The sequence below is a fragment of the Vannielia sp. ABF1_015 genome, assembly GCF_056160745.1.
In genome coordinates this window covers 1,927,615-1,951,982 of sequence record NZ_JBSWXT010000001.1, presented here as the reverse complement: position 1 = coordinate 1,951,982, position 24,368 = coordinate 1,927,615, and the positions used below count along the sequence as shown (strand labels likewise).

18 protein-coding genes are annotated in these 24,368 nt (G+C 65.7%); 7 read left to right on the top strand and 11 right to left on the bottom strand.

Going from position 1 to position 24,368, the window contains the following annotated elements; genetic code table 11:
• Positions 1-55: 55 nt before the first annotated feature.
• The 5 genes from ACXAG6_RS09765 (at position 56) to ACXAG6_RS09745 (ending at position 4,815) form a co-directional block, all read left to right on the top strand.
• A complete protein-coding gene (locus ACXAG6_RS09765) occupies positions 56-517 on the top strand; it encodes a peroxiredoxin (RefSeq protein ID WP_475337265.1) in 462 nt (153 codons plus the stop codon).
• Between the two features lie 186 nt (positions 518-703).
• Positions 704-1,510 carry a ferritin-like domain-containing protein gene (locus tag ACXAG6_RS09760; protein WP_475337264.1) on the top strand — a complete coding sequence of 269 codons (807 nt, stop codon included), beginning with the start codon at positions 704-706 and terminating at the stop codon, positions 1,508-1,510.
• A gap of 232 nt (positions 1,511-1,742) precedes the next feature.
• On the top strand, positions 1,743-3,065 hold the full coding sequence (locus tag ACXAG6_RS09755; RefSeq protein WP_475337263.1) for a DUF5930 domain-containing protein: 1,323 nt from the start codon (positions 1,743-1,745) through the stop codon (positions 3,063-3,065).
• Entirely contained in the window at positions 3,055-3,600 is a 546-nt protein-coding gene (locus ACXAG6_RS09750; protein ID WP_475337261.1) for a bactofilin family protein, read from the top strand. Before ACXAG6_RS09755 ends, ACXAG6_RS09750 begins: the two co-directional genes overlap by 11 nt.
• Before the next feature lie 243 nt (positions 3,601-3,843).
• Positions 3,844-4,815, top strand: a complete 972-nt coding sequence (locus tag ACXAG6_RS09745) for an AEC family transporter (protein WP_140013718.1) — start codon at positions 3,844-3,846, stop codon at positions 4,813-4,815.
• Here the strand turns inward: ACXAG6_RS09745 and ACXAG6_RS09740 are convergent.
• The 10 genes from ACXAG6_RS09740 to ACXAG6_RS09695 form a co-directional block, all read right to left on the bottom strand.
• Positions 4,763-5,587: a DUF2189 domain-containing protein gene (locus ACXAG6_RS09740; RefSeq protein WP_475337260.1), complete on the bottom strand. Its 825-nt coding sequence runs from the start codon at positions 5,585-5,587 to the stop codon at positions 4,763-4,765. The genes ACXAG6_RS09745 and ACXAG6_RS09740 overlap by 53 nt on opposite strands.
• An 80-nt stretch (positions 5,588-5,667) precedes the next feature.
• Positions 5,668-6,261: a hypothetical protein gene (locus ACXAG6_RS09735; protein WP_475337259.1), complete on the bottom strand. Its 594-nt coding sequence runs from the start codon at positions 6,259-6,261 to the stop codon at positions 5,668-5,670.
• 56 nt (positions 6,262-6,317) lie between these two features.
• Positions 6,318-7,715: an amidase gene (locus tag ACXAG6_RS09730; RefSeq protein ID WP_475337257.1), complete on the bottom strand. Its 1,398-nt coding sequence runs from the start codon at positions 7,713-7,715 to the stop codon at positions 6,318-6,320.
• Positions 7,715-8,839 (bottom strand): peptide chain release factor 2, encoded by a 1,125-nt coding sequence (gene prfB, locus ACXAG6_RS09725; RefSeq protein WP_475337256.1) that lies wholly within the window; start codon positions 8,837-8,839, stop codon positions 7,715-7,717. The genes ACXAG6_RS09730 and prfB overlap by 1 nt, the downstream gene beginning before the upstream one ends.
• Before the next feature lie 156 nt (positions 8,840-8,995).
• Positions 8,996-9,331 carry a glyoxalase superfamily protein gene (locus ACXAG6_RS09720; protein ID WP_475337254.1) on the bottom strand — a complete coding sequence of 112 codons (336 nt, stop codon included), beginning with the start codon at positions 9,329-9,331 and terminating at the stop codon, positions 8,996-8,998.
• Between the two features lie 35 nt (positions 9,332-9,366).
• A complete protein-coding gene (locus tag ACXAG6_RS09715) occupies positions 9,367-11,886 on the bottom strand; it encodes a penicillin-binding protein 1A (RefSeq protein ID WP_475337253.1) in 2,520 nt (839 codons plus the stop codon).
• Positions 11,887-12,095: 209 nt separating this feature from the next.
• Positions 12,096-13,328: an N-acetylmuramoyl-L-alanine amidase gene (locus ACXAG6_RS09710; protein ID WP_475337252.1), complete on the bottom strand. Its 1,233-nt coding sequence runs from the start codon at positions 13,326-13,328 to the stop codon at positions 12,096-12,098.
• Positions 13,329-13,534: 206 nt separating this feature from the next.
• Complete coding sequence (gene der / locus ACXAG6_RS09705) at positions 13,535-14,992, bottom strand: ribosome biogenesis GTPase Der (RefSeq protein ID WP_475337250.1); 1,458 nt, start codon at positions 14,990-14,992, stop codon at positions 13,535-13,537.
• Between the two features lie 51 nt (positions 14,993-15,043).
• On the bottom strand, positions 15,044-16,375 hold the full coding sequence (locus tag ACXAG6_RS09700) for a PQQ-like beta-propeller repeat protein (protein ID WP_475337249.1): 1,332 nt from the start codon (positions 16,373-16,375) through the stop codon (positions 15,044-15,046).
• A 70-nt stretch (positions 16,376-16,445) separates the two neighbouring features.
• Positions 16,446-17,099, bottom strand: coding sequence for a hypothetical protein (locus ACXAG6_RS09695; protein WP_475337248.1), 654 nt, complete (start codon positions 17,097-17,099; stop codon positions 16,446-16,448).
• Positions 17,100-17,392: 293 nt separating this feature from the next.
• On the opposite strand from ACXAG6_RS09695, the gene ACXAG6_RS09690 reads away from it, so the two are divergent.
• Together ACXAG6_RS09690 and ACXAG6_RS09685 are read left to right on the top strand one after the other, a co-directional pair.
• Positions 17,393-18,649, top strand: coding sequence for an efflux RND transporter periplasmic adaptor subunit (locus ACXAG6_RS09690; protein ID WP_475337247.1), 1,257 nt, complete (start codon positions 17,393-17,395; stop codon positions 18,647-18,649).
• Entirely contained in the window at positions 18,646-22,452 is a 3,807-nt protein-coding gene (locus ACXAG6_RS09685; RefSeq protein ID WP_475337246.1) for an efflux RND transporter permease subunit, read from the top strand. The genes ACXAG6_RS09690 and ACXAG6_RS09685 overlap by 4 nt, the downstream gene beginning before the upstream one ends.
• Before the next feature lie 95 nt (positions 22,453-22,547).
• Here the strand turns inward: ACXAG6_RS09685 and ACXAG6_RS09680 are convergent, their stop codons facing one another.
• Positions 22,548-24,350: an ABCB family ABC transporter ATP-binding protein/permease gene (locus tag ACXAG6_RS09680; protein WP_475337244.1), complete on the bottom strand. Its 1,803-nt coding sequence runs from the start codon at positions 24,348-24,350 to the stop codon at positions 22,548-22,550.
• Between the last annotated feature and the right edge of the window lie 18 nt (positions 24,351-24,368).

Genomic DNA, 24,368 nt, shown 5'->3' with positions numbered 1-24,368 from the left:
ATATTCGCAGGAGCGGCGCGGTTTGAGAAGCGCCTTGAACAGGAGAGAAGACGCAATGGACCTCACTGGCCAGACAGCCCCCGATTTCACCATGCCCCGCGACGGCGGCGGCGAGCTTGCCCTTTCTGCGCTGCGGCCCTCTGCCGTGGTGCTTTATTTCTACCCGCGTGACGATACGCCGGGCTGCACCACCGAGGCGATCGAGTTCACCGCCGCGCTGGAAGAGTTCGAGGCGGCAGGGGCCAAGATCGTCGGCGTCAGCCGCGACACCGTGGCCAAGCACGAAAAGTTCATCACCAAGCACGGGCTCGGCATTCCGCTGGTGGCCGATGAAGACGGCGCGGTTTGCGAGGCCTATGGCACATGGGTCGAGAAAAACATGTATGGCAAGAAAAGCATGGGCATCGAGCGCTCCACCTTCCTGATCGACGGCGAAGGCACGGTGGTGCGCGAGTGGCGCAAGGTGAAGGTCAAAGGCCACGTCGAAGAGGTGCTGGGGGCGGCGAAGGCGCTCTGAGCGTCGCCGCAAGCCGTGCAGCGCCGTCCCGCGGGGTGGCGCATGCACCCTTTGTCGGTGCCACTTTATGATGCCGTGGTCATCTTCCCTCAATGGCAGCAAGCAGCCTCATCTAAGCGCCGCCCCGGGGGGCGGGACGGCGCGGCACGGCTTCCCCCCGCCGCCCGCCTCCCCTAGAACCCCCGCATGACACAGACCCTCGCTGCCCTCGCCACCGAAGTTCTCACCTGCCCCGAGGGGCGCGGCAAGGCCGAGCTGTCGCGCCGCAACGCCGCCCTCTGGCTGGCCTCCCGCGACGCCGATGCGCCGCTCCCCCTCGGCAAGGGCACGCCGCCCGATGCCCCTGCCCGCCCCGCCAAGCCCGCCCTGCTCGACCCGCGCGACGTGCCCCGCCGCCGCCCCGGCACCGAGGCGGGCCGCAAGGCCATTCTCCACGCCGTCGCCCATATCGAGCTGAACGCCATCGACCTGCACTGGGATGTCGTCGCCCGCTTTACCGACACGCCGATGCCGCTCGGCTTTTACGACGACTGGGTGCGCGCCGCCGATGACGAGAGCCGCCATTTCATGCTGATGGACGATTGTTTGCGCGAGCTGGGCATGGGCTACGGCGAACTTGATGCCCACGCTGGCATGTGGCGCGCCGCCGCCGACACCGCCCATGATCTGCCTGCCCGCCTTGCCGTGGTGCCGATGGTGCTGGAGGCCCGTGGGCTTGATGTAACCCCTGGAATGATCGAGCTTTTCTCCAAGGCCGGGGCCACATCCGCCGTCGCGGCGCTGAAGGTGATCTACGCCGAAGAGGTCAGCCACGTGGCCTATGGGGCCAAGTGGTTCAACTGGCTCTGCGGTCGCGACGGGCTGGACCCGAAAGAGGCGTTTCACACCCTTGTGCGCCGCTACTTTCCCGGCGGGCCCAAGCCGCCCTTCAACGAGGAAAAGCGCGCCGAGGCCGGGATGCCACCAGACTTTTACTGGCCGCTGGTCGAGTAACCCGCGCGCCCTGCACGGCGCCGCTCCGCCTCAGTCTGCCGCAGATGATATTTCACAGGGCAACTAATCGGCAAGAATTCGCCGAATCACACCCTCCTCTCCGGCGTTAACCCTCTTGTGGGGGCAGCAAAACTTGCCATCAGCAAGCCGGGTGGGGTAACAGGGCTGCAATTCGTTTGGGCGGCTGGGGGCCCGGCGGACGTATTTGGGGTACGGGAACAGGAACGGATCATTGAAAGCACGCGTCTTGCATCGCCTGCACAGCGCCCTTGAGCGCCACTTGCCCGAGCAGCGGCTCTTTCTGCGCTCGGACACCGAAACCCGGTTCATCCGGCTGAAGCCCGAGACGCAGCTGATTGCGCTCGCCGGCTCCGCGCTGGTTGTCGGCTGGGCGATCATCGCCACCGCAGTTCTGTTGATGGATTCGATCGGCTCCGGCTCGTTCCGCGAGCAGGCCAAGCGCGAACAGCGCAGCTACGAGATGCGCCTCAACGCCCTCTCCACCCAACGCGACGCCCGCGCCGAAGAGGCCGCCGCCGCGCAGGAGCGTTTCAACGCCGCGCTGGCGCAGATCTCGGTGATGCAGTCGCAACTGCTCGCCTCCGAAGATCGCCGCCGCGAATTGGAAACCGGCATCGGCGTGGTGCAGGCCACCCTGCGCCGCACCATGAAAGAGCGGGACGCCGCGCTTGAGGGGCAGGCAGAAGCCATCGCCACGCTCGAAGGCGCCACCGGCTCTGCCAAAACCACCGACGGTCGCCTGACTGATGTGGAAGGCACCGTCGACTTCCTCACCGAGGCCCTGCAAAGCACCGCACGCGAGCGCGACGCGATGGCCGACACCGCCGCCGCCGCCCGCGAAGAAGCACAAGCCCTCGCCTTCGAGCGCGAGCTTATTCTGGACCGCAACGACCAGATCTTCTCTCAGCTCGAAGAAGCGCTCACCGTCTCCGTCGCTCCGCTCGACAAGATGTTTCGCGACGCCGGCCTGCCGCCGGACCAGCTGATCAACACCGTCAAGCGCGGCTATTCCGGCCAGGGCGGCCCGCTGACCCCGCTGACCTTCTCGACCAAGGGCCTGCCGCTCGACATGGGGCAGAACCGCGCCAACAACATCCTCAAGGGGCTGGAGCGGATGGATTACTACCGGATCGCCGCGCAAAAGGCGCCCTTCGCGATCCCAGTGAAATCGGCCTTCCGCTTCACCTCCGGCTTCGGGCCGCGCTGGGGCCGGATGCACAACGGCACCGATTTCGCCGCCTCCCACGGCACCCCGATCTATGCCACCGGCGACGGCGTGGTGATTCACGCAGGCCGGCAGTCGGGCTATGGCATTCTGGTCAAGATCCAGCACGAGTTCGGCATCGAAACCCGCTACGCCCACCTGAGCAAGGCGCGCGTGAAAGTTGGTCAAAGGGTCTCGCGCGGGGATCGCATCGGTGATATGGGAACGACCGGACGGTCCACCGGCGTCCACCTCCACTACGAAGTCCGGGTCGGCGGCAAGCCGGTGAACCCGATGACCTACATCAAGGCAGGACAAGATGTTTTCTAAATCCAGGATCAACGAGCCTGGCTCCGGCGCAAGTGCCGAGCCCGGAAAATCCACCACAGCCGATAGCTCGGGCAGCAGCAAGCAGCCCACCACGCCGCCCAGCAGCGCGTCCGCATCGGGCAGCAGCAGCGCTGGCTCCAGCACGCCCAAGGCCAAGCCGCCCGCGTCGACCCTGTCGTCCGATCTCACCATCGTCGGCAATATCAAGACCACCGGCGACATCCAGATCGAGGGCACCGTGGAGGGCGACATCCGCGCCCACCTGCTGACCGTCGGCGAAGGTGCCACCGTGCGCGGCGAATGCCTCGCCGATGACGTTGTGGTCAACGGTCGCGTCGTAGGCCGTGTGCGCGGCCTGAAGGTGCGCCTCACCTCCACCGCCCGCGTCGAGGGGGACATCATTCACAAGACCATCGCTATAGAGAGCGGCGCCCACTTCGAGGGCTCGGTGCAACGGCAGGACGACCCGCTCGCCTCCGGCACCAGCGCCGCCCCCAAGCCGCTCCCCACCCCGGAGGCCAAAACTCAGGGCTGAGTGGTTTGAACCCCAAGATCGAAAGGGCGCCTTCGAGCGCCCTTTTTTTTGCGTTCAGGGGCCTCGCCACGCTCGGGGCCTTCGGTGGCCTCGCTGCGCTCGGGAGTCCACAGCCTTGCGACGGCAGCGCCTCTTGATCGGCTGCAGCGCCCGTTGTGCCGATGGTCTTGGATATTTCCAGCGAGAAAATGAACATGTGTAGCGACTTGCAGCGGCGGGGTTCTGCGCTCATACCTCGGCGACATGGTTCAGGTTCTCTCCATCTCCGGCACCATCTTTGCCCTGATCGCCCTTGGCTGGCTGCTGGTGCGGCGCGGCGTGTTCAACACCTCCGCCCTCGATGTGCTGGGGGCCTATGTGGTCACCTGCGCCCTGCCCGCGCTGATCTTCCGCGCGGTCTCCTCCCGCCCCGTGGGGGAGACCTTTGACGCGGCCTACCTGCTGGTGCTGCTCCTCACCTCGCTGGGCCTCTTTGGCGGCGGATACTGGCTCTTGCGGCGGGCCTTTGGCTGCTCGCCCACTGCGGCGACCTTCGGGGCGATGGGCATGAGCTGCGCCAATTCCGGCTTCGTCGGCTACCCGATGCTGGGCCTTGCCCTGCCCGATTTGGCCGAGCATGCGCTGGCGCTGAACATGAGCTTCGAAAACCTCGTGATGATCCCGCTGGTGCTGGCGCTGGCCGAGGCCGAGAAGGCCCGCGCCGGGGGCAGCGGCACCGCGATTGCCCCGCTCATCGCCCGCCGCCTTGCCACCTCGCCGGTGATCCTCGCGCTCTTTGCCGGGCTCGCCGTGGCCGCGCTGCGCCTTCCCCTGCCGCAGGTGGTGACCGGGCCAGTGAACATCGTCGCCAACTCTTCGGCCGCCGTCTCGCTGGTGGTGATCGGCGGCGGGCTGGCCGCCCTCACCCTGCGCGACCTCGGCGCACTGGCCTGGACGATCACCGCCGCCAAGCTGCTGGTGATGCCCGCGCTCGCCTACGCCTTGCTCGCCGCCCTCGCCGCGCTTGGCCTCACCCCGCAGCCCGCCGCCCTCGGCCCGGCCCTACTGGTGATGACAGCCCTGCCCGCGATGTCGATCTACCCCGTGCTCGCCCGCCGCTACGGAGAGGTCACAACTCCCGCCGCTGTGCTGCTGCTGCAAACGCTGGTCAGCTTCGTCACGCTTACGGCCCTTCTGGCGCTCCTGGGCTTGCCACAGACCCCGGCGGGTGGATGAGCGCCCGCTCGTAAAGGTGCCAGGTGGCGTGCCCCAGCACCGGCAAAGCGATGAGTAAGCCAAGGAACCACGGCAGCATGGCCGCAAAGAGCAGCCCCGCCAGAAGCGCCGCCCAGGCGAGCATCACCAGCTTGTTTTCGCGCACCACGGCAAGGCTCACCAACATGGCGGTGATAAAATCGACTTCCCGGTCGAGCGCGAAGGGGATGGAGACGACGGTGAGCGCATAGAGCAGCAGCGCCACCACCGCGCCAAAGAGGATCTGCACCGCGATCAGCCGGTAGCCTTCCGGCGTCATCAACGCGCTCAAACCATCGGTGATGTTGATCAGGGCCCGCGGGCCAAGGAAGACCGCAAAGAGCATATGGGCGAAGAAGGTGTAGAACAGGAAGTAGATCACGATGATCGCCCCAATCCACGGAATCTGCCGCGCCCGCTCGCGCCAGACCCTGAGCAGCACCCCGTTGCGCCCCCCAAAGGCCAGCCGCTCGCCCCGCGCAAGGCGGCGGGACACCACGTAGAGCCCGACAGCGGCAAAGGGCGCGATGAGCGGAAAGCCGAGCGAGAGGATCAGCACCGTGGCGACATGGCCGAGCGAGAGCTTGACCATGGCAAAGCCGCCGAGCGCGTAGACCAGCGCGAAGAACAGGCCAAACTGCGGTGCACGAGTAAAGTCCCGCCAGCCGGCGGCGAGGGCGGCGCGCAGGTCGGCAAAGCTCAGCCGGGCAACCTCTGGCTTTGGGGCGGCTTCGGCATATGTGGCGTCAAGCATGTATCCTCCATCCATGCTCGCGCGTTTCCGCCGGTATTTGGCCCCAAACCCCGGCCCGGTTCAAGGGGCAGGCTCAGGCTTCAGACGGTGACGAGAGGCGTGCTGCCCCCCGGGCCCGCCAGCTGATCCTTCGGCACGACCGTCTGGAAGATCGGCAGGTCGGCGTTGCCCGGGTTGGGCTTGCAGTAGACAAAGAGCGACCGCACCCCAACGTTTGCCGTGCCATGGCCGGTGCGATGGGCGAGGCCGTTACCGATGGGCAGGTTAAAATTGACGTTCACCTTCATGTCCGATCCGCTATCGAGCGTGGCGAGATGAGGCTGCATCTGGGCCGTGTTGAAGGCGCGCATGAGAGCTGTTGCCATGTCGAGGGCAGACATCGTCGAGTGGCGGCCCACCTCAGGCGAGGGCAGCGGATGCTGCTTGCGCTGATTGTTGCTGTAGACCCATGAGCCATCGGGGTTTTTCTCATGATAGTTGGCGTTGAGGTCGCTCTTCCTGCCGTCGTAAACATGCGCCTCTACCCGCGCTTTCTGAAACAGCGGGTGCGAAGCCAGCTCGCCCTCAACCCCATGTTTGGCCGAATGAGCCGCAGGGCCGCTTGGCGCGCTCACCGGGTTTGAGAGCAAGCGGACCAGTTCATTGATGGTCCAGGTCCGTCGCGCGTATGGCATGGAAGTCCCCCCTAGGCATTTCAATTGCGGCAGGGTGAGGTGCAGTTGACCTTAAGTCAAGATTGGCCCGGAGCCTTCGCTGGCCAATCGGTAGCGGCGTGATAGGCCTCGGCCAGCGCCAGCAGCGCCCCATCGGCTCCGCGCGGCCCCATCAGCTGCACGCCTGCGGGCAGGCCCGCTGCGCCGAAGCCGGCGGGCAGGTTCACCACCGGCAGGCCGATGAGCGAGGCGGGCACCACGCATTCCATCCAGCGGTGGTAGGTGTCTGTGGCCACGCCCGCCACCTCGCGGGGCCAGTCGATCCCGGCGTCGAAGGGCCAGACCTGTGTGGAGGGCAGGATCACCGCGTCATAGCGGGCAAACATCCGCGCGGCTGCGCGATACCACTCCGAGCGGATGGCGCTGGCCGCCAGCACCTCCGCCGCAGAGAGCGCCCTGCCCTGCTCGATCTCCCAGATCAGCGCGGGCTTCAGCTTGCCTGCATTCGCCGCATCGTCCAGCAGCGCGCCCTGCTTGTCCGCTACTGCCCAGGCCCGCAGCGCCACCCAGCTCTCCCAGAGCTTCGCGGCGGGGAACGGCGGGGCCACCGGCTCCACCAAAGCCCCCAAGCCCTCAAACACCGCTGCCGCCGCCTCCCCGCGCTCCAGCAGCCCCGGCTCCATCGGCCATGCGCCGCCCCAGTCGCCCAGCCAGCCGATGCGCTTGCCGCGCGGGCCTTCGCCGCCGGGGGTGAACTCCGCGCCCGCCGGCTGCAATGGGTCCGGCCCAGCGATGACGCCGAGCAGCATGGCGAGGTCTTGGGGCGTGCGGGCCATCGGGCCGAGGGTGGAGAGCGGATGCAGCAGCATCTCCCCCACCGGATCGCCCGGCACCAGCCCGTGGCTGGGCCGCATGCCATAGACATTGCACCAGGCCGCCGGGTTGCGCAGGCTTCCCATCATGTCGGAGCCATCAGCCAGCGCCACCATCCGGCACGCCAGCGCAGCCGCCGCCCCGCCCGAGGAGCCGCCCGCCGTGCGCGAGGCATCATAGGGGTTGCGGGTCACCCCGAAGACCGGGTTGTAGCTGTGCGAGCCAAGCCCGAACTCGGGCACATTGGTTTTGCCGATAAAGATTGCCCCCGCCGCCCGCATCCGCGCGGCGATCAGGTCATCGGCCTTGGGCAGGTGATCGGCAAAAACCGGGCTGCCCCATGTGGTGCGCAGGCCCTTCGTTGCCACGAGGTCTTTCACCGCCATCGGCAGGCCCCAAAGCGCGCCACCCGGCCCCGCCGCCTCCGCCGCCCGCGCCTCGGCCAGCAGCGCATCCTCGTCTCGCAGGGAGACAATCGCATTGATCGAAGGGTTCACCTCGGCCACGCGGGCCAGCGTGGCCTCCATCACCTCCACCGGCCCCACCTCGCGCCGTGCGAGCGCCCCTGCGAGCGCGACAGCGGAGAGGTCGGTGAGCGCCATCAGCCCTCGGCCTGCGCCTCGCTCCGGCTCTTGCCGGACACATCCATCGCCAGCGTCGCAGCCATGAACTCGTCCAGATCGCCATCAAGCACGCCGGAGGTGTCGGAGGTTTCGTGGTTGGTGCGCAGATCCTTCACCATCTGGTAGGGCTGGAGCACGTAGCTGCGGATCTGGTTGCCCCAACCGGCGCTGCCCTTGCTCTCATGGGCGGCGTTGATCGCCTCGTTCCGCTTGTCGAGCTCCATCTGGTAGAGGCGGCTCTTCAGCGCCTTCATGGCGATGTCGCGGTTCTGGTGCTGCGATTTTTCCGAGCTGGTGACGACGATGCCGGTCGGCGCGTGGGTGATCCGCACGGCGGAGTCGGTGGTGTTCACGTGCTGGCCGCCCGCGCCGGAGGAGCGGTAGGTGTCGATCCGAATGTCGGCCGGGTTCACCTCGATCTCGATGTTGTCATCCACCACCGGGTAAACCCAGACGGAGGCAAAGCTCGTCTCCCGCGTGCCCTTGCCGAAGGGGCTGATCCGCACCAGACGATGCACACCGCTCTCCGATTTCAGCCAACCATAGGCATTGGTGCCGCTGATCTTGTAGGAGACCGATTTGATCCCCGCCTCGCTGCCTGCTTCCTCGGATTGCAGCTCCACCTTGAAGCCGCGCTTCTCGGCCCAGCGCACATACATCCGTTGGAGCATCTGCGCCCAGTCGCAGGCCTCGGTGCCGCCCGCGCCCGCGTTGATCTCGAGGAAAGTATCGTTGCCATCGGCCTCGCCGTTCAGCAGCGCCTCCAACTCCTTGGCGGCGGCGCGCTTTTCCAGTGCGATCAGGGCATTCTCGGCCTCGGTCACAACCTCGGCGTCCTCTTCGGCCTCGCCCATCTCGACCAGCTCGACGTTATCTTCCAGCTCCTGAGAGATGCCGTTGTAGGTGTCCATCGCGTCCACCAGCATCTGCCGCTCACGCATCAGCTTTTGCGCCTTGGCCGGGTCATTCCACAGGTCCGGGTCTTCGGTGCGGGCGTTGAACTCTTCCAGCCGGTGCTGGGCCGTTTCAAGGTCCATCCGCTGGCCCAGAAGCTCCAGCGATTTCTTTACCGCCTCTACCGCGTTTTGCGCCTCGGCCCGCATGGGGTGTCCTTTCTTCTGGTTCGATCTGCCTGATACCGCGTGGCGCGGTGAGGGGCAAGAATAGTGGCGTGCATCGCCGGGATGAACCGTTGCGCAGCGGGGGCCAGCCCCCGCACCCCCGGAGGTATTTACAGCAAGAAAATGAGCAAGACGGGGTCAAAGATCGTGGTGGATGTGCAGCTGGTTGCCATCCGGGTCGGCCACGGTGAACTGGCGAAGGCCATAGGGCATGTTGCGCGGCTTGCTCGGCGCAGCGGCGGACATGGCGGCATGGGCAGCGTCCACGTCCTGCGCGAAGATCCAGGCCACGCCGGGGGTGAAGGGGCCATCGACTTCGCGCAGGAAAATCGAGCAGCGCCCGTGGCTCACCGCCCCGATCCGGCCCTCTTCATGGTGCCAATTGGCAGTAAAACCCAGCCTTTCGACGTAAAACGCCTGCGCCGCCGCCACGTTGCGCACAGGCAGCGCGGGCACGGCGGCGTCAAGCTCCACAGCTTACTCCGTAGGGTGCGCATTCATGGCGCACCTCAATACAGGCCCCCGGAACTCAGCGAGCCAAAGCTGGCCTTGGGCGCGATCCGGGCCTTCTTGCCGGTGGAGGTTGTCACCGTGCGGGCCTCGCCGCTGTCTTCCTCGCCCTGCGCGAACATCGGCAGGTTGGCCCCCATCGCAAAGCCCCCGTCGAGCATGGCGGCCATGCCGAAGATCGGCTCTTCGCCCTCGCGGAAGTACTCTGCCACCACGTTGGGGCCAGACGCACCGTCAGACAGGCGGGCGCCGGTGAAGCGGTCGATCTTCACAAAATAGCCGCCCGGCGGCACCTGAAACTTGCCGGCACCGTACTTGGCGATGGCACTCTTCATGAAGGCGTTGAACACTGGCGCGCACATGCCGCCACCCGAAGCACCCGGCATGGTGCGGGGCCGGTCGTAGCCGATGTAGCAGCCCGCCGCGATGGTGTTGGTGAAGCCTACAAACCACACGTCCTTGGCGTCGTTGGTGGTGCCGGTCTTGCCCGCCACCGGCACGCCAAGGCTCACCGCACGCCGCGCGGTGCCGCGCTCGACCACGCCGCGCATCATCGAGGTGAGCTGATAGGCGGTGATCGCATCAATCGCCTGCTTGCGGTTGGCGGTGATCTTGGGCAGCTCGCCCGCTGCAAGTGAGGCCGTTTGGCAGCCATCGCAGATGCGCTGATCGTGGCGATAGATGGTGCGGCCCCAACGGTCCTGCACCCGGTCCACCAGCGTCGGCTCCACCCGCTCGCCGCCATTGGCGAACATCGAATAGGCCGACACCATCTTGAACAGCGTCGTCTCCTGCGCGCCCAGCGCATTGGCAAGGAAGGGATCGAGCCGGTCATAGACGCCGAAGCTCTCGGCATAGCTCGCCACGGTTTCCATCCCGACTTCCTGCGCAAGGCGGATGGTCATCAGGTTGCGCGATTGCTCAATGCCGGTGCGCAGCGGTGTGGGGCCATAAAACTTGTGGCTGGCGTTCTTGGGCCGCCACACGCCCTGCGGCGTGTTGATCTCGATCGGCGCGTCCACAACGATGGTGGCCGGGGTGTAACCCGAATCCAGCGCAGCAGCATAGACGAAGGGCTTGAACGACGAGCCGGGCTGGCGCGTGGCCTGCGTGGCGCGGTTGAACACCGAATGCTGGTAGGAGAACCCGCCCTGCATGGCGAGCACGCGGCCGTTTTCAACGTCCATCGCCATGAAGGCGCCCTGCACTGCAGGCACCTGCCGGAGCGTCCAGCGGATGAAGGCGCCGTCCTGCGTCATCCGGCGCACATGGACCACGTCGCCGACCTCGAAGTTCTCGTGGAAGTTGCCCCGCATCCAGGCGATGTCCTTACGCGGAACAACCGGCGGCTCCGGCCCGTCCATCGCCACGCCTTCGATCCCGAGGCCAAGCTCATTGTCGCCCACGCTGAGCACCACGGCGGGCAGCCACTCGCTTTCCAGCTCAACATCACGCGCAACTTCAACCGAAGCCAGCGCCTCGCGCCACTTGGCCTCATCCTCCAGCAGCGCGGTGTCGATGGTTTGGCCTGTGCCACGCCAGCGGCCAAGGCCACGGTCATAGCGTTCCAGCGCCCGCTGAAGCTCCATCGCCGCCTTCTTCTGCAACTCCGGGTCCACCGTGGCACGGATCGTCAGGCCACCGCCAAAAAACTCGTCCTCACCAAAGTTGCGGCTCAGCTGGCGGCGGATTTCATCGGTGAAGTAGTCGCGCGGCGGAAGCGCCTTCTTGAAGCTGTCATAGTCGCCGTTCTGCACCGACTTCAGCGGCAGAAGCCGCTCGGACTGATAGGTCTCGTACGAGATGTAGCCGTTCTCATACATCTCCTTGAGCACGAAGTTGCGCCGGTTGGTCGCCAGCTCCTTGTCGCGCACCGGGTGGTAGTTGGAGGGCGCTTTGGGCAGCACCGCCAGATAGGCCGCCTCATGGGGCTCCAACTCGGCCAGCGTCTTGTTGAAGTAGGTCTGCGCGGCGGCGGCCACACCAAAGCTGTTCTGCCCGAGGAAGATCTCGTTCATGTAGAGCTCTAGGATCTTTTCCTTGCTCAGCGCGGTCTCGACCCGGGAGGCGAGGATGATTTCCTTGATTTTGCGCTCGGCGGAGCGGTCGGACGACAGCAAAAAGTTCTTCATCACCTGCTGGGTGATCGTCGAAGCCCCACGCAAACGCCCGCCCTTGGCGGCGTCGACGGCGGCAGCGACCATGCCCATCGGGTCATAGCCCTTGTGGGTATAGAAGTTCTTGTCTTCCGCCGAGATGAAGGCCTGTTTTACCAGATCGGGGATTTCGCTGGAGGGGGCATACAGCCGGCGCTCATGGGCAAATTCATCCATGATCCGGCCTTCACCCGAGTAGATGCGGCTGATGGTCGGCGGTGTGTATTGCGCAAGCTGCTCATGGTTGGGCAGGTCACGCCCATAAATCCAGAAAATCGCGCCAAGCATCAGCGCGCCAAAGGCGGCGCCTGTGGTGATCAGCGCGAAAAGCCCGCCGATGATGCCGGTAAAGAATCTGAGCACGTGCCCTGCTCCATGTCTGCTCCGAGGCCAAGTGTATAGGGCATGGGGGCCAGCGAAGCAAAAGAGATTGCATGACAAATTCGGCCATTTGCCGCGCAGCCGGTCACGGTTTTGCGAGCCTGCGCCTCCGCCCTGCAAGGCGCTTTCGTGGCGAACGATCAGCGGGCCGCCCCCGGCAAAGCGGCCGCAGCCCCGGCAATGCGCCCGCGCTACTGCCGGATCAGTGCCCTCAGCCGCGCGTCTTCGGCGGCCCAATTCGCCACCGCTGCGGCAATCCCGTCGGCCGCCTGCTTGCGCCACGCGGCACTTTGCAGCTTCTCCAGCTCACTCTCGGTCGAAAGGAAGGCCGCCTCCAGCAGCACCGCCGGAATGTCGGGCAGCTTCAGCACCGAGAAGTCCGCCTGCCCCCGCGCATGCCGGTGCAGCCGCACGCCCTGCGCCCTGAGCCCGGCCACCACCGCCTCGGCCAGCGCCTCGGTGCGGGGGGCGGTTTCGCGGCGGGCGATCTCCATCAGCGCCTGTGCCACCTGATCATCGGTACCGCTCAGGTCGGCCCCGCCAAGAATGTCCTCCCGGTCGTGCCGATACGCCAGCTTGGCCAGCGCCTCCGAGCTTGCCTCATCCGACAGGGTATAGACCTGCGCACCCCGCGCGATTCCCTCTTCCACCGCATCAGCGTGGAGCGAGATGAACAGATGCGCCCCGGCGCGGCGGGCGATGGTAAGGCGGGTTTCAAGGGAGACAAAACTGTCGTCCTCCCGCGTCAATACCACCTCGTAATCACCTGACCGCAAAAGGCTTTCGCGTACATCGCGGGCAAAGACGAGCATCAGATCGGCCTCTGTTACCCCGCCGCGCGTGGCGCCCGGGTCCACCCCGCCGTGGCCGGGATCGAGCACCACCACCATGGGGCCGCCTGCCTCTGGGCGTCTCTTGGGCGGCGCGCTGGCCGAGGGGCTGGGGAACACATCACTCGGCCGCTCGCCGCGCTTCACCTGCCCGGCAAACTGCGCCTCGCTGACCGGCTCCAGCGCCACCTCCACGCGGGCCGAGCCATCGTCAGCGCCCGTTACCATATGCACCGAGCCAAAGCCGAGCGGGCGCGAAAGTTCGGCCACGAGCCGGGTCCATCCAGGGCCAACGCGTCCGCTGCGCAGGGCCACCACCTGCTCCAGCGACGAAAGGTCTGGCTGGCCCAGCGGCGCAAAATCCACCTCGCGGAAGTCCACCACCAGCCGGGGCGGATCGGCCAGCAGCCGCACGCGGTAGGGCACCGGCTGGCTGATCGTCAGCTTCAGCCGCACCCCCTGCCCGCTTTCCTCCACGCCCGAGCGCGCAGGATCAATCCGCGCCAGCGCCGAGAAGTCCTGCGCCCGCGCCGGGCCAGAAGCCATCACCGCGCCCCAGAGCGCGAAAATCATGAAAAGGAGTGCTGCCCGCATCCGCCCTGCCTGTTTTGCCCCGTTCTACACGAGCCACCATGGCCAACCAAGGCCTGCCCGCTCACGGCTCGGGGAGGCCGCGCAACATGAGAGAGTGCGGCGGGTTAACCGCCCATTCTGTGCAAATAAGCCTATGTATGGGCTGTGCATAGGATGTGCATGGGTTGTGGGTCGCGGTATCATATGCCGCGTTAACCCTCTAACCCTCAGTCCCCAAACGATTTCTTGCCCAAGTGCTTCCGAAGCCGTGACGGCGTGGATTTGGTCTTGTTCTTATAGGGGTTCGCATCGCCCTGACCGCGGAAATACAGCCGGATCGGCGTGCCCGGCATGTCAAAGTCTTCCCGCAACCCGTTGACAAGATAGCGTTTGTAGCTCTCCGGCAGCTTGTCGGGATGCGAGCACATCACCACAAACCCCGGCGGCCGCGTCTTGGCCTGTGTCATGTAGCGCAGCCGAATGCGCCGCCCCCCCGGAGCGGGCGGCGGATGCTGCTCCAACATATTGATAAGCCAGTCATTTAGCTTGGCCGTGGTGATCCGGCGGTTCCAAACCTTATGGGCCTTCACCACCGCCTGTTGCAGCCGGTCCAGCCCCCGGCCCGTCTTGGCCGAAACCGTCACCAGAGGGGCGCCCTTGAGCTGTGGCAGCAGCTTTTCAAACGCCACCCGCAAGCCCTTGAGCTTGGCCTGTTTTTCCGGCTCCAAGTCCCACTTGTTGACGGCCACCACCACGGCGCGGCCCTCGCGCTCGGCGAGGTCGGCAATGCGCAGATCCTGCTGTTCGAAGGGGATGGCTGCATCGAGCAGAACCACCACCACCTCGGCAAATTTCACCGCTCGGAGCCCATCGGAAACCGAGAGTTTTTCCAGCTTTTCCTGCACCTTGGCGCGTTTGCGCATCCCAGCGGTGTCAAACAGCCGGGTCGGGGTTCCGTCCCAATCCAGCGCCAGTGAAATCGAGTCGCGGGTGATCCCGGCTTCGGGGCCGGTGAGCAGGCGGTCCTCGCCGATGATCGCATTGATCAGCGTCGATTTCCCCGCATTCGGGCGACCGACAACGGCAACCTGAAGCGGCTTTTTCTTGGTAGGTGCCCAAGCCTCTGCCTCTTCGCCCTCTTCCACCGACACTTCGGTTTCGGGGCTCTCATCCGGCTTGTTAAGCGAAATTTCATCAACAACTGGCATCAAGGCGGCCAGAAGGTCTGACATGCCTTCACCGTGTTCGGCACTCAGCCCGATGGGGTCGCCCAGCCCGAGGCCCCAGGCCTCGATCATGCCGCCCTCGCCCGCGCGGCCTTCGGCCTTGTTGCAGCCGAGGAGCACATGGGCGTTCTTGCGGCGCAGGATGTCGGCAAAGACTTCGTCGGTCGGCGTCACCCCGGTGCGCGCGTCGATCAGAAACAGGCAAACGTCGGCCATTTCCACCGCGCGCTCGGTGAGGCGGCGCATCCGGCCCTGCAGGCTCTCGTCGGTCGCTTCTTCCAGCCCGGCGGTGTCGATGACGGTAAAGCGCAGGTCGCCCAACCGTGCCTCGCCCTCGCGCAGGTCACGCGTCACCCCTGGCTGGTCATCGACTAGCGCCAGCCGCTTGCCGACCAAGCGGTTGAAAAGAGTGGATTTTCCAACGTTGGGGCGTCCAACGATGGCGAGTGTGAAGCTCATGTTAATGGTCCGGTCCGAAGCGATAAGAGCGCCTCATACACCGCTTTCAGCTCAACGGAAAGCCACCAGTTGGCCCCGGGAGTTGACCACATAGAGCGTGCCCGCCACCACGATCGGGTTGGAACTGGCCCCACCGGGCAGCTCGACGGCAGAAACAAGCGCGCCCGACGTCGGCTCAAAGCTCCGCAGCAGCCCGTCATCGGAGGCCACCCGCAGCAGCCCCCCGGCCAAAACCGGTCCGTAATGGGCAAACACCGCCTTGCGACGACGTGACTTTTTCTTGGTGTAGGCTGGCAGCTTGACCGACCAGATCGTTTTGCCGGTGGCAGCATCGAGCCGCAGCAACTGGCTGGCGTCCGACACCATGAACACCGATCCGCCCGCAGGCCAGACCGGCGAATAGGCCCCGTTGAGCGAGGTCCAGCGCCGCTCACCGCTGTTGATATCCAGCGCCACTGTGCGCCCGGACTGCGTGCCGATATACACCGTATCGCCCGCCACAACCGGATCACCAGTTACGTCAGTATAGCCGGTGTAGGCCCGCCCGCGCCGCTCGCCGGCGATGTTCTCGGACCATGTGCGCAGGCCCGATTGCTTCAGCGCGCCCATCACCTCGGCCGAGCCGAAGGGGAAGATCACATGCCGCGCAGAAAGCGCAGGCCCGGCTCCGCCGACCATCACCGAGGGCGTCGGCGTGCCCGGCATTTCCCACTTGAGCCGCCCGTTGGAGGCATCGACGGCCACCGCGCGGCTGTCGCGGCTGACAACATAAACCGTGCCGTTCGAAACAGTGGGCGTGCCCTGCACCGGCCCGTCAAACTTTTGCCGCCAGCGCAGCCCGCCCGTGGCGGTGTCGAGGGCCAGCAACTCGCCGTAACCTGTTGTCACGTAAAGCGTATTTCCAGCAAGCGCGAGGCCGCCACCCGAGGCATCCTGCGTGCGGTCGCGCGCCGGGGTCACATCGGTTGCCCAGATCAGCTCGCCCTGCGTCGAGACTGCAGAAACCTGCGCCCTGCTATCCATCGTGAAGATGCGCCCGCCTGCGGCCACCGGGTCGGCGGTGATCCGGGCCTTGCGGCTGTCACCCTGGCCGATGTCGGTGCGCCAGATCGCCTGCACGCTGCGCGCCAGCGCCGGATGCTGAATGCGGTGTTGCGGGGTGCCATTGCGATGGGTCCACGCGCCGTGGTTCACCGGGCGGGGCAGCGAGATCGGGGCCGCGCCGCGATAGATCGGGGCCGTGGTGCCGCCAAGGTCATCAACGCCCACCGCCTCGCGCACGCCAATCCGCTTGCCCGGCAGAGGTTGGTCGCCTCCCCCACAGGCGGCAAGCATGGCCACGATGGCACCCGTGGCGATCCACTTTGTTGCTGCTGCTCTCACGGCCTGCCTTCCTTGCCCGGTCTTCCCTTCCTCACGCCGCGCGGGGCTGGCCCGTTTGGCGCGGGGCAGATCAGCCCTCTCCGGGCTTTCCTCCCAATGCCACAATCACTTGCAGGAGGCGCTCTTGCAAGCCCCGGCTCAAGCCGTCCTCCTCCACCAGCGCCTCTGCGACCGCCAGTGCCCCTGCCCGGTCGTCGGCCTCGATCAGCACATAAACCTGCTGCTCGCGGGCCAGTCGGGCCAGCGGCGAGGCCGAACCGGCAAGCCGCTCAAGCTGTGCGCTGCGGGTCTCGGCGTCCATTGCATCCGGGCCCAGCATCACTGCCTTGAGCGCCGCCAGGTCACGCCATGGCTGCGGCAGGCTGGCGTCATCGGCAACGGTCAGCAGCATGTCGGCAGCGGCCTGCGGGTCTTCCCCGGCCTGTGCCTCTGCGGCCTGAAGCAGCTCGATAACGGCGGCAAATTCACCCGTGGCCTCCACATCGCCCAGCGCGGCCAAACGCGCTTCGCCCTCTTCGGCCTCCAGCGCCGTCAGCACGGCATCGCCCCGCGCTTCGGCTGCTGCCCGCTCGGAGGAGCGCTGCCACTCAAACCAGGCCGCGCCGCCCACCAGCACCACGATGACCACAACCGGGATCCAGCCATAGCGGCGCATCAGCGCAAACAGCCTGTCGCGCCGCAGCTCTTCGGTGACTTCCTCGATGAAGCTCTCGCTCTCGCTCATCTGCCTGCCTTCTGTCGTGCCAGCGGGGTCTCACGCCCCGCAAGATCGGTGCTTCTTACCCGGAAATGCGGCCAGATGCCAAGGGCATTGCAGCAGCGCCGCTCCGGCGCGGGCCGGGGTTTGTCAGCAAGGCCTTGGGAGGCAGCAACTCTGGCTTGCACGGGTGGGGCATTGCCTCTAAACTAAACCAAACGGTTCAGGACTTATCGGCCCCGAATTGGCCACCACTGTTCTGCACCAGCGAAGTGTTGGTTGGGGCGCAATGCGCCCCATTGTTGCAAGGAAGCTCGGCCATGCGGCTGTTTTCGATCCTCATTGCGCTCTGCGTTGCAGCGGTGCTCTACCTCGTGATCATGCAGCGCGACCTGCTGCTGTCTTTCGCCGGCGGCGGAGATGACGCGCCCCCGGTTGAGCAGACCGGGGCAGAAGCAGAGCCGCGCTCGGTCGAGGCCGATGGCACCGGCGCGGGCGAAGCGCGGGTGGTGTCTGTCTTGGCGATCGAAAGCGAGGCGCGCGAGATCGACAGCGCCGTTGTCATCCGGGGCCGCACCGAAGCGGCGCGGCAGGTGGTTGTGCGGGCCGAAACTTCGGGCCAGATCATCTCGGAGCCGCTGCGCAAAGGGGCCTTCGTCGAAGCCGGGCAGATGCTCTGCGAGATCGACCCGGGCACCCGCGAAACTCAGCTTGCCCAGGCCCGCGCCCAGCTTGCCTCTGCCCGGGCCGGGATTCCGGAAGCCGAAGCCCGCGTGGCCGAGGCACGGGCCGCGCTGGAAGAAGCCGAGATCAACGACCGAGCCGCCAGCCAGCTTTCGGAAGGCGGCTATGCTTCTGACACCCGCGTGGCAGCCACGCGCGCCGGCGTCTCCTCGGCCAAGGCCGCCGTGCAGGCCGCGCAATCGGGCGTGGAAGGGGCCAAGAGCCAGGTGCAAACCGCCGAAGCCGCAGTGGCCGCCGCCGAAAAAGAGATCGAGCGGCTCACCATCACCGCCCCCTTCTCCGGCCTGCTGGAAAGTGACAGCGCCGAGCTTGGCATGTTGCTTCAGGCCGGGTCCGACTGTGCCACCATCCTGCAGCTCGATCCGATCAAGCTGGTCGGCTTCCTCCCCGAAAATGAGGTGGATCGGGTTGAAACCGGCGCGCAGGCCGGGGCACGGCTGGCCACTGGCGAGGAGGTCACGGGCAAGGTCACTTTCCTGTCCCGCTCCGCCGATGCCTCCACCCGCACCTTCCGCATCGAAGTGCAGGTGCCCAATCCCGACCTTGCAATCCGCGATGGCCAGACGGTGGAGATTGCCGTTTCCGCCGATGGGGCCAAGGCGCATCTGCTACCGCAATCCTCGCTGACGCTGGATGACGACGGTGCGCTTGGGGTGCGTTGGGTGGATGACGAAAGCACCGCCCGTTTTGCCCCCGTGATCGTGCTGCGTGATACGGTGGACGGGGTTTGGGTCACCGGCCTGCCCGACCAGGTAAAGGTGATCACCCGCGGGCAGGAATATGTTGTTGACGGTGTGCCAGTGAAGGTCACCCTCGAGGAGCTGACCCAATGACAGGCATTGTCGACTGGGCCGCCGCCCGCGCCCGGATGATCCTCGCCTTCGTGGCGATGTCGATCCTCGTGGGTTGGGCGACCTATCTGAGCCTGCCAAAGGAGGGTGAGCCGGATATCGAGATTCCGGCTGTTTTTGTATCCGTCCCCTTCCCCGGGATTTCGGCGGCGGATGCCGAAAAGATGCTCGTGAAACCGATGGAAACCGAGCTTTCAGACCTCGACGGGCTGAAGACCATGACGGGCGTGGCCACCGAGGGCTATGCCAATGTGGTGCTGGAGTTCGAGTTTGGCTGGGACAAGTCTGCCACGCTGGCGGATGTGCGCGCCGCAATGAACACGGCCGGGGCGAATTTCCCCGATGGGGCAGACAATTACACCATCGGCGAGATCAACTTTTCCGAGTTCCCGATCATCATCGTCAACCTCACCGGCGCCCTGCCAGAGCGCACGCTGGTGAAGGTGGCGAAAGACTTGCAGGACAGCCTCGAAGGGCTGGAGCCGGTGCTGGAGGCCACGCTCGCCGGTCACCGCGACGAGATGCTCGAAGTGGTGATCGACCCGCTGAAGCTTGAAAGCTACAACGTCACCGCCGCCGAGCTGATCAACGTGGTGGTCAACAACAACCAGCTTATCGCTGCGGGCGAGGTGGAAACCCCCGGCGGCACCTTCTCGGTGAAGATTCCGGCCAGCTTCGAGAGCAGCCAGGACGTGCTGCAACTGCCGGTCAAGGTGAACGGCGACAGCATCGTTACCCTAGGCGACCTTGCCGACATTCGCCTGACCTTCGAAGACCGCTCCGGCACCGCCCGCTTCAACGGGGTCAACACGGTGGCGCTGCAGGTTTCCAAGAAGAAGGGCTACAACATCATCGACACCGCCGCCGCGATCCGTGATGTGGTGGAGGCCGAGCGCGCCAAATGGCCGCCCGAGCTGCGCGATGCGATTCAAGTGGGCACCTCCAACGACCAGAGCCGGGTGGTGAAGTCGATGGTCAGCCAGCTTGAGGGCTCGGTGATGACGGCAATCGCGCTGGTGGCCATTGTCGTGCTGGCCGCGCTCGGCATCCGCCCAGCCATCCTTGTCGGCATCGCGATACCGATCAGCTTTTTGCTGTGCTTCATCTTCCTGTCGATCATGGGCATCACCGTGTCCAACATCGTGATGTTCGGCCTGATCCTCGCGGTGGGGATGCTGGTGGACGGGGCGATTGTGGTGGTGGAATACGCCGACAAACGCATATCCGACGGCGTGGGGCCGATGCACGCCTATGTCGAGGCCGCCAAGCGGATGTTCTGGCCCATCGTCAGCTCCACCGCGACCACGCTCTGCGCTTTCCTGCCCATGCTTTTCTGGCCCGGTGTGGCCGGGCAGTTCATGGGGATGCTGCCCGTCACCCTGATCTTCGTTTTGTCCGCCTCGCTGCTGGTGGCGCTGGTCTACCTGCCGGTTCTCGGCGGCGTCTCGGGCCGGATGAGCCGGACGTTCCACAACGCCTCCGAGGCGCTGCGCCGCTTCCCGTGGTGGGTGCGGGCGCTGCTGGTGGTGCCATCGCTCTACCTGCTCTTCATTGCCGCACTGCAATGCATCAACCCGGGCTATCTCTTCGGCGGCACCTCGCCCCTGCCCGGCGCGGCAGCCGTGGTGCCGGGGCTCTTGCTCTTCATCACCGCAGCATTCCTGTCGACCATCACGCTCGACGCGGCACGGCTGGAGCGCCGCGCCAAACGTGTGCGGGCCGGGCACCGGCGCTCGCTCTTTGGCTGGGTCATCACCGCGATTGCAGGCAACCCGATCATGCCTCTGGTGACGGTGGGCGTGGTGGGCTTCTTCGTGGTCTTCACCTTCGGCTACTACGGAGCCAACAACAACGGCGTCGACTTCTTTGTCGAGAGCGAGCCGGAGCAGGCCATTGTCTATGTCCGAGCGCGCGGCAACCTCTCGCTAGAAGAGAAGGACGAGATGGTGCGCGAGGTCGAAGAGGCCATGGCGCATATCCCCGGCATCGAAAGCGCCTTTGCCTTTGCCGGTGAGGGTGGGTTAAACTCCAACACCGGCGGCAGCCAGTCGCCGCTGGATACCGTCGGCCAGATCCAGCTGGAGCTGATCCCCTGGGAAGACCGGCCTGAATACGCCCGCACCCATGATGTGCCGTTGGCCGAGTTGGATGGCGACGTGATCCTTGAGAAGATCGAAGAGGCGGTGCTGGAAATTCCCGGCATCCAGCCGGAAATTCTCAACCTCGCCATGGGCCCGGGCGCGGGCAAGCCGATTCACCTGCGGCTCTCGGGCGATAACTTTGCGGCGCTGGAAGAGTCTGTTGCCACGGTGCGCAGCTATCTTGGCGACATGCCCGGCGTCATCGACCTTGAAGACACCACTCCCCTGCCCGGCATCGACTGGCAGATCGACGTGGACGTGGAAAAGGCCGGGCGCTACGGCGCAGATGTGGCCACAGTGGGCGCGATGGTGCAGCTTGTCACCCGCGGCATCCTGCTTGACACAATGCGCGTGGACAGCTCGGATGAGGAAATCGAAATCCGCGTGCGGCTTCCCTACGAAGACCGGGTGCTTTCCACGCTGGACGAGCTGAAGGTCCGCACTTCGGACGGGCAGGTGCCGCTCTCCAATTTCATCACCCGCAAGCCGGTGCCCAAGATCGGGCGGATCGACCGGGTGGACCAGCGCCGCATCTACGACGTGAAAGCCGATGTAGCCCCGGGCCTGTCCAAACTCGTGGGGGAGGATGGTGCCCTTCTCGCCATCATGCCCACCGAAGAGGCCCGCGCCGCCGCAGAAGGCAGCGGTGAGTTCAGCGGTGCATCGGTTGTGGCCGTCAACGCCAACGAGCGCATCGGCGTGATCACCGAGTGGCTCACCGGCGAGCAAAGCCCCCTGCCCACCGGCATCGACTGGGAATGGACCGGCGATCAGGAAGACCAGGAAGAGAGCGGCCAGTTTCTGATGAGCGCCTTCGGCATGGCGCTTGGCATGATGTTCATCATCCTGCTGGCGCAGTTCAACAGCTTCTACAACGCGGTGCTGGTGCTTCTGGCCGTGGTTCTTTCAACCGCCGGTGTGCTTTGGGGCATGCTGCTGCTTGGCCAGCCGTTCTCGATCATCATGACCGGCACCGGCATCGTCGCGCTGGCGGGGATCGTGGTGAACAACAACATCGTCTTGATCGACACCTATCAGGAGTATTCCGCCTACATGCCCCGGCTCGAAGCGGTGATCCGCACCGCCGAGGCGCGGCTGCGCCCGGTGCTGCTGACGACCATCACCACAATGGCGGGCCTGACCCCGATGATGCTTGGCCTTTCGCTGGATTTCATCAACGGCGGCTACTCGCTCGACAGCCCCACCGCGCTTTGGTGGAAGCAGCTCGCCACGGCGGTTGTGTTTGGCCTCGGCACGGCCACCGTGCTGACGCTGGTCTTCACGCCGTCCATGCTGGCCCTGCGTATCTGGGCCTCCAAGGGGGCCTACGTGGGCCTGCGCAGCATTGGCAAGGTCGCCCTTGGGCGCTCCAGCCGGGTAGCGCGTGACGCAGCACTGAGCCGTGCGGCGAAGAAGGTGAAACGCCCCGAGATCATCTGGTCGGAAGAGGAAATGCCGGAAGAGGCTGTCGAAGCCGAGGCGGTGCCGGAGGCTCAAGTGGTCCCTGAGGAAAGAGCGCCGGAGGCTGACAAGGCGGATCCGGTGGCCGCCGACAAGGCCGAGGGCAAGGCCGAGGACACGGGCGACGGTGCCGAGAAGGATGAGGGCAAGCCCGGCGGATCCCACATCCGCGCGGCGGAGTAGGCCCCACTCACGGCTGCCACTCGAATGTGTCGCCTTCGGCTCTGTCCCTGCGAAGAGGGGCCGAGCCGGAGGCGAGCGTGGCGAATGAGCCGCCCTCAGGCGGCCTCTTCGCGTTGTTGTTGTGACCAGAGGGCGGCGTATTTTCCGCCCCGCGCCAGAAGCTCGGAGTGGCTTCCGCGCTCCACCACCTCGCCCGCATCCAGCACGATGATCTCATCGGCTCCGGCCACGGTCGAGAGCCTATGCGCGATGGTCAGCACCGTGCGCCCCTCCGCCGCCCGAGCCAGCGCGCCCTGAATCTGCTGCTCGGTCTCGGTATCCAGCGCCGAGGTCGCCTCGTCCAGCAGCAGGATCGGCGGGTTCTTCAGCATCGTTCGGGCAATCCCGACCCGCTGCTTCTCACCGCCCGATAGCTTCAGCCCGCGCTCGCCCACTGCCGTGTCATAGCCCTGCGGCAGGCTCTCGATGAAGGCGTGGATACGCGCCGATTTGGCGACTTCGACGACCTCTTCAAAGCTCGCTTCAGGCCGCCCGTAGGCGATGTTGTAGCGGATCGAGTCGTTAAACAGCACGGTATCCTGCGGCACCACGCCGATGGCATCGTGCAGACTTTCCTGCGTCACCTCCCGAATGTCCTGACCGTCGATCCTGATCGCGCCGCCCGTCACATCATAGAACCGGAACAGGAGCCGCCCGATGGTGCTCTTGCCCGCCCCGGAGGCCCCGACGATGGCAAGGCTGCCGCCCGCAGGCACCGCAAAGCTGACGCCCTTCAGGATACCCCGCTCGGAATCGTAGCCAAAGCGCACATCATCAAAGCGCACCTCCGCCCCCGCCACCTGAAGGGCCCCTGCCCCTTCTGCATCCGTCACCTCGGCGGGCTGGCCCAACAGGGTGAACATCTCGCCCATATCGGTCAGCGCCTGCCGGATCTCGCGGTAGACCGAACCGAGGAAGTTCAGCGGCACGGTGATCTGGATCATATAGGCGTTGACCATGACGAAATCGCCCACCGTCAGGCTGCCGTTCTGCACGCCCATGGCCGCCATCACCATCACCGCCACCAGACCGCCGGTGATCAGAACCGACTGGCCGAAGTTGAGGAAGCCGAGCGAATAGTTGGTGCGGATCGCCGCATCCTCATAGCCCGCCATCGCCGCATCATAGCGCGATGCCTCCCGCCGCTCGGCCCCGAAATATTTGACGGTTTCGAAGTTCAGCAGGCTGTCGATCGCCTTCTGATTGGCGTCGGTGTCGCTGTCGTTCATCTGCTTGCGGATCCGCACGCGCCATTCGGTGACCTTGAAGGTGAAGGCGACGTAGAGCGCGATGGTGACGACCAGCACGCCGAGGTAGCGCATGTCAAACACCCAGGCCAGCACCACGCAGACCATCAACAGCTCAAGGATCAGCGGCCCGATGGAAAACAGCATGAACCGGAGCAAAAATTCCACGCCCTTCACGCCGCGCTCGATGATCCGGCTCAGCCCGCCCGTGCGGCGGGTGATGTGGTAGCGCATCGAGAGCGCATGGATGTGGTTGAAGGTTTCCAGCGCCAGCCGCCGCAGCGCCCGCTGGCCGACGCGGGCAAAGAACGCATCGCGCAGCTGTTGGAAGCCCACGGTGAGCAGCCGGGCCATGCCATAGGCCACCGTCAGCGTAACCGCCGTCAGCCCGATCAGCAGGCCGGTGGAGGGCGTATCGCCCGCCAGTTGGTCCACCGCCGCCTTGTAAAAGAAGGGCGTGGCCACCGAAATCAGCTTGGACACCAGCAGCGCGGCGAGCGAGAGCACCACCTGTGCCTTCAGGCCCGGATGCCCATCTGGCCAGAGATAGGGCAGAACGCGTTGGATGATGCCCCAGTTGGAGCCGGGGTCTTTCCGGGTTGGCTCGGCCATGGGCCTGGCGCACCTCTC

What these genes read in the sequence shown, in the direction of transcription:
- ACXAG6_RS09765 (WP_475337265.1), top strand. Translation starts at nt 56, where the DNA reads ATGGACCTCACTGGCCAGACAGCCCCCGATTTCACCATGCCCCGCGAC.
- ACXAG6_RS09760 (WP_475337264.1), top strand. Translation starts at nt 704, where the DNA reads ATGACACAGACCCTCGCTGCCCTCGCCACCGAAGTTCTCACCTGCCCC.
- ACXAG6_RS09750 (WP_475337261.1), top strand. Translation starts at nt 3,055, where the DNA reads ATGTTTTCTAAATCCAGGATCAACGAGCCTGGCTCCGGCGCAAGTGCC.
- ACXAG6_RS09745 (WP_140013718.1), top strand. Translation starts at nt 3,844, where the DNA reads ATGGTTCAGGTTCTCTCCATCTCCGGCACCATCTTTGCCCTGATCGCC.
- ACXAG6_RS09740 (WP_475337260.1), bottom strand. Translation starts at nt 5,587, where the DNA reads ATGCTTGACGCCACATATGCCGAAGCCGCCCCAAAGCCAGAGGTTGCC.
- ACXAG6_RS09735 (WP_475337259.1), bottom strand. Translation starts at nt 6,261, where the DNA reads ATGCCATACGCGCGACGGACCTGGACCATCAATGAACTGGTCCGCTTG.
- ACXAG6_RS09730 (WP_475337257.1), bottom strand. Translation starts at nt 7,715, where the DNA reads ATGGCGCTCACCGACCTCTCCGCTGTCGCGCTCGCAGGGGCGCTCGCA.
- prfB (WP_475337256.1), bottom strand. Translation starts at nt 8,839, where the DNA reads ATGCGGGCCGAGGCGCAAAACGCGGTAGAGGCGGTAAAGAAATCGCTG.
- ACXAG6_RS09710 (WP_475337252.1), bottom strand. Translation starts at nt 13,328, where the DNA reads ATGCGGGCAGCACTCCTTTTCATGATTTTCGCGCTCTGGGGCGCGGTG.
- der (WP_475337250.1), bottom strand. Translation starts at nt 14,992, where the DNA reads ATGAGCTTCACACTCGCCATCGTTGGACGCCCCAACGTTGGAAAATCC.
- ACXAG6_RS09695 (WP_475337248.1), bottom strand. Translation starts at nt 17,099, where the DNA reads ATGAGCGAGAGCGAGAGCTTCATCGAGGAAGTCACCGAAGAGCTGCGG.
- ACXAG6_RS09690 (WP_475337247.1), top strand. Translation starts at nt 17,393, where the DNA reads ATGCGGCTGTTTTCGATCCTCATTGCGCTCTGCGTTGCAGCGGTGCTC.
- ACXAG6_RS09685 (WP_475337246.1), top strand. Translation starts at nt 18,646, where the DNA reads ATGACAGGCATTGTCGACTGGGCCGCCGCCCGCGCCCGGATGATCCTC.
- ACXAG6_RS09680 (WP_475337244.1), bottom strand. Translation starts at nt 24,350, where the DNA reads ATGGCCGAGCCAACCCGGAAAGACCCCGGCTCCAACTGGGGCATCATC.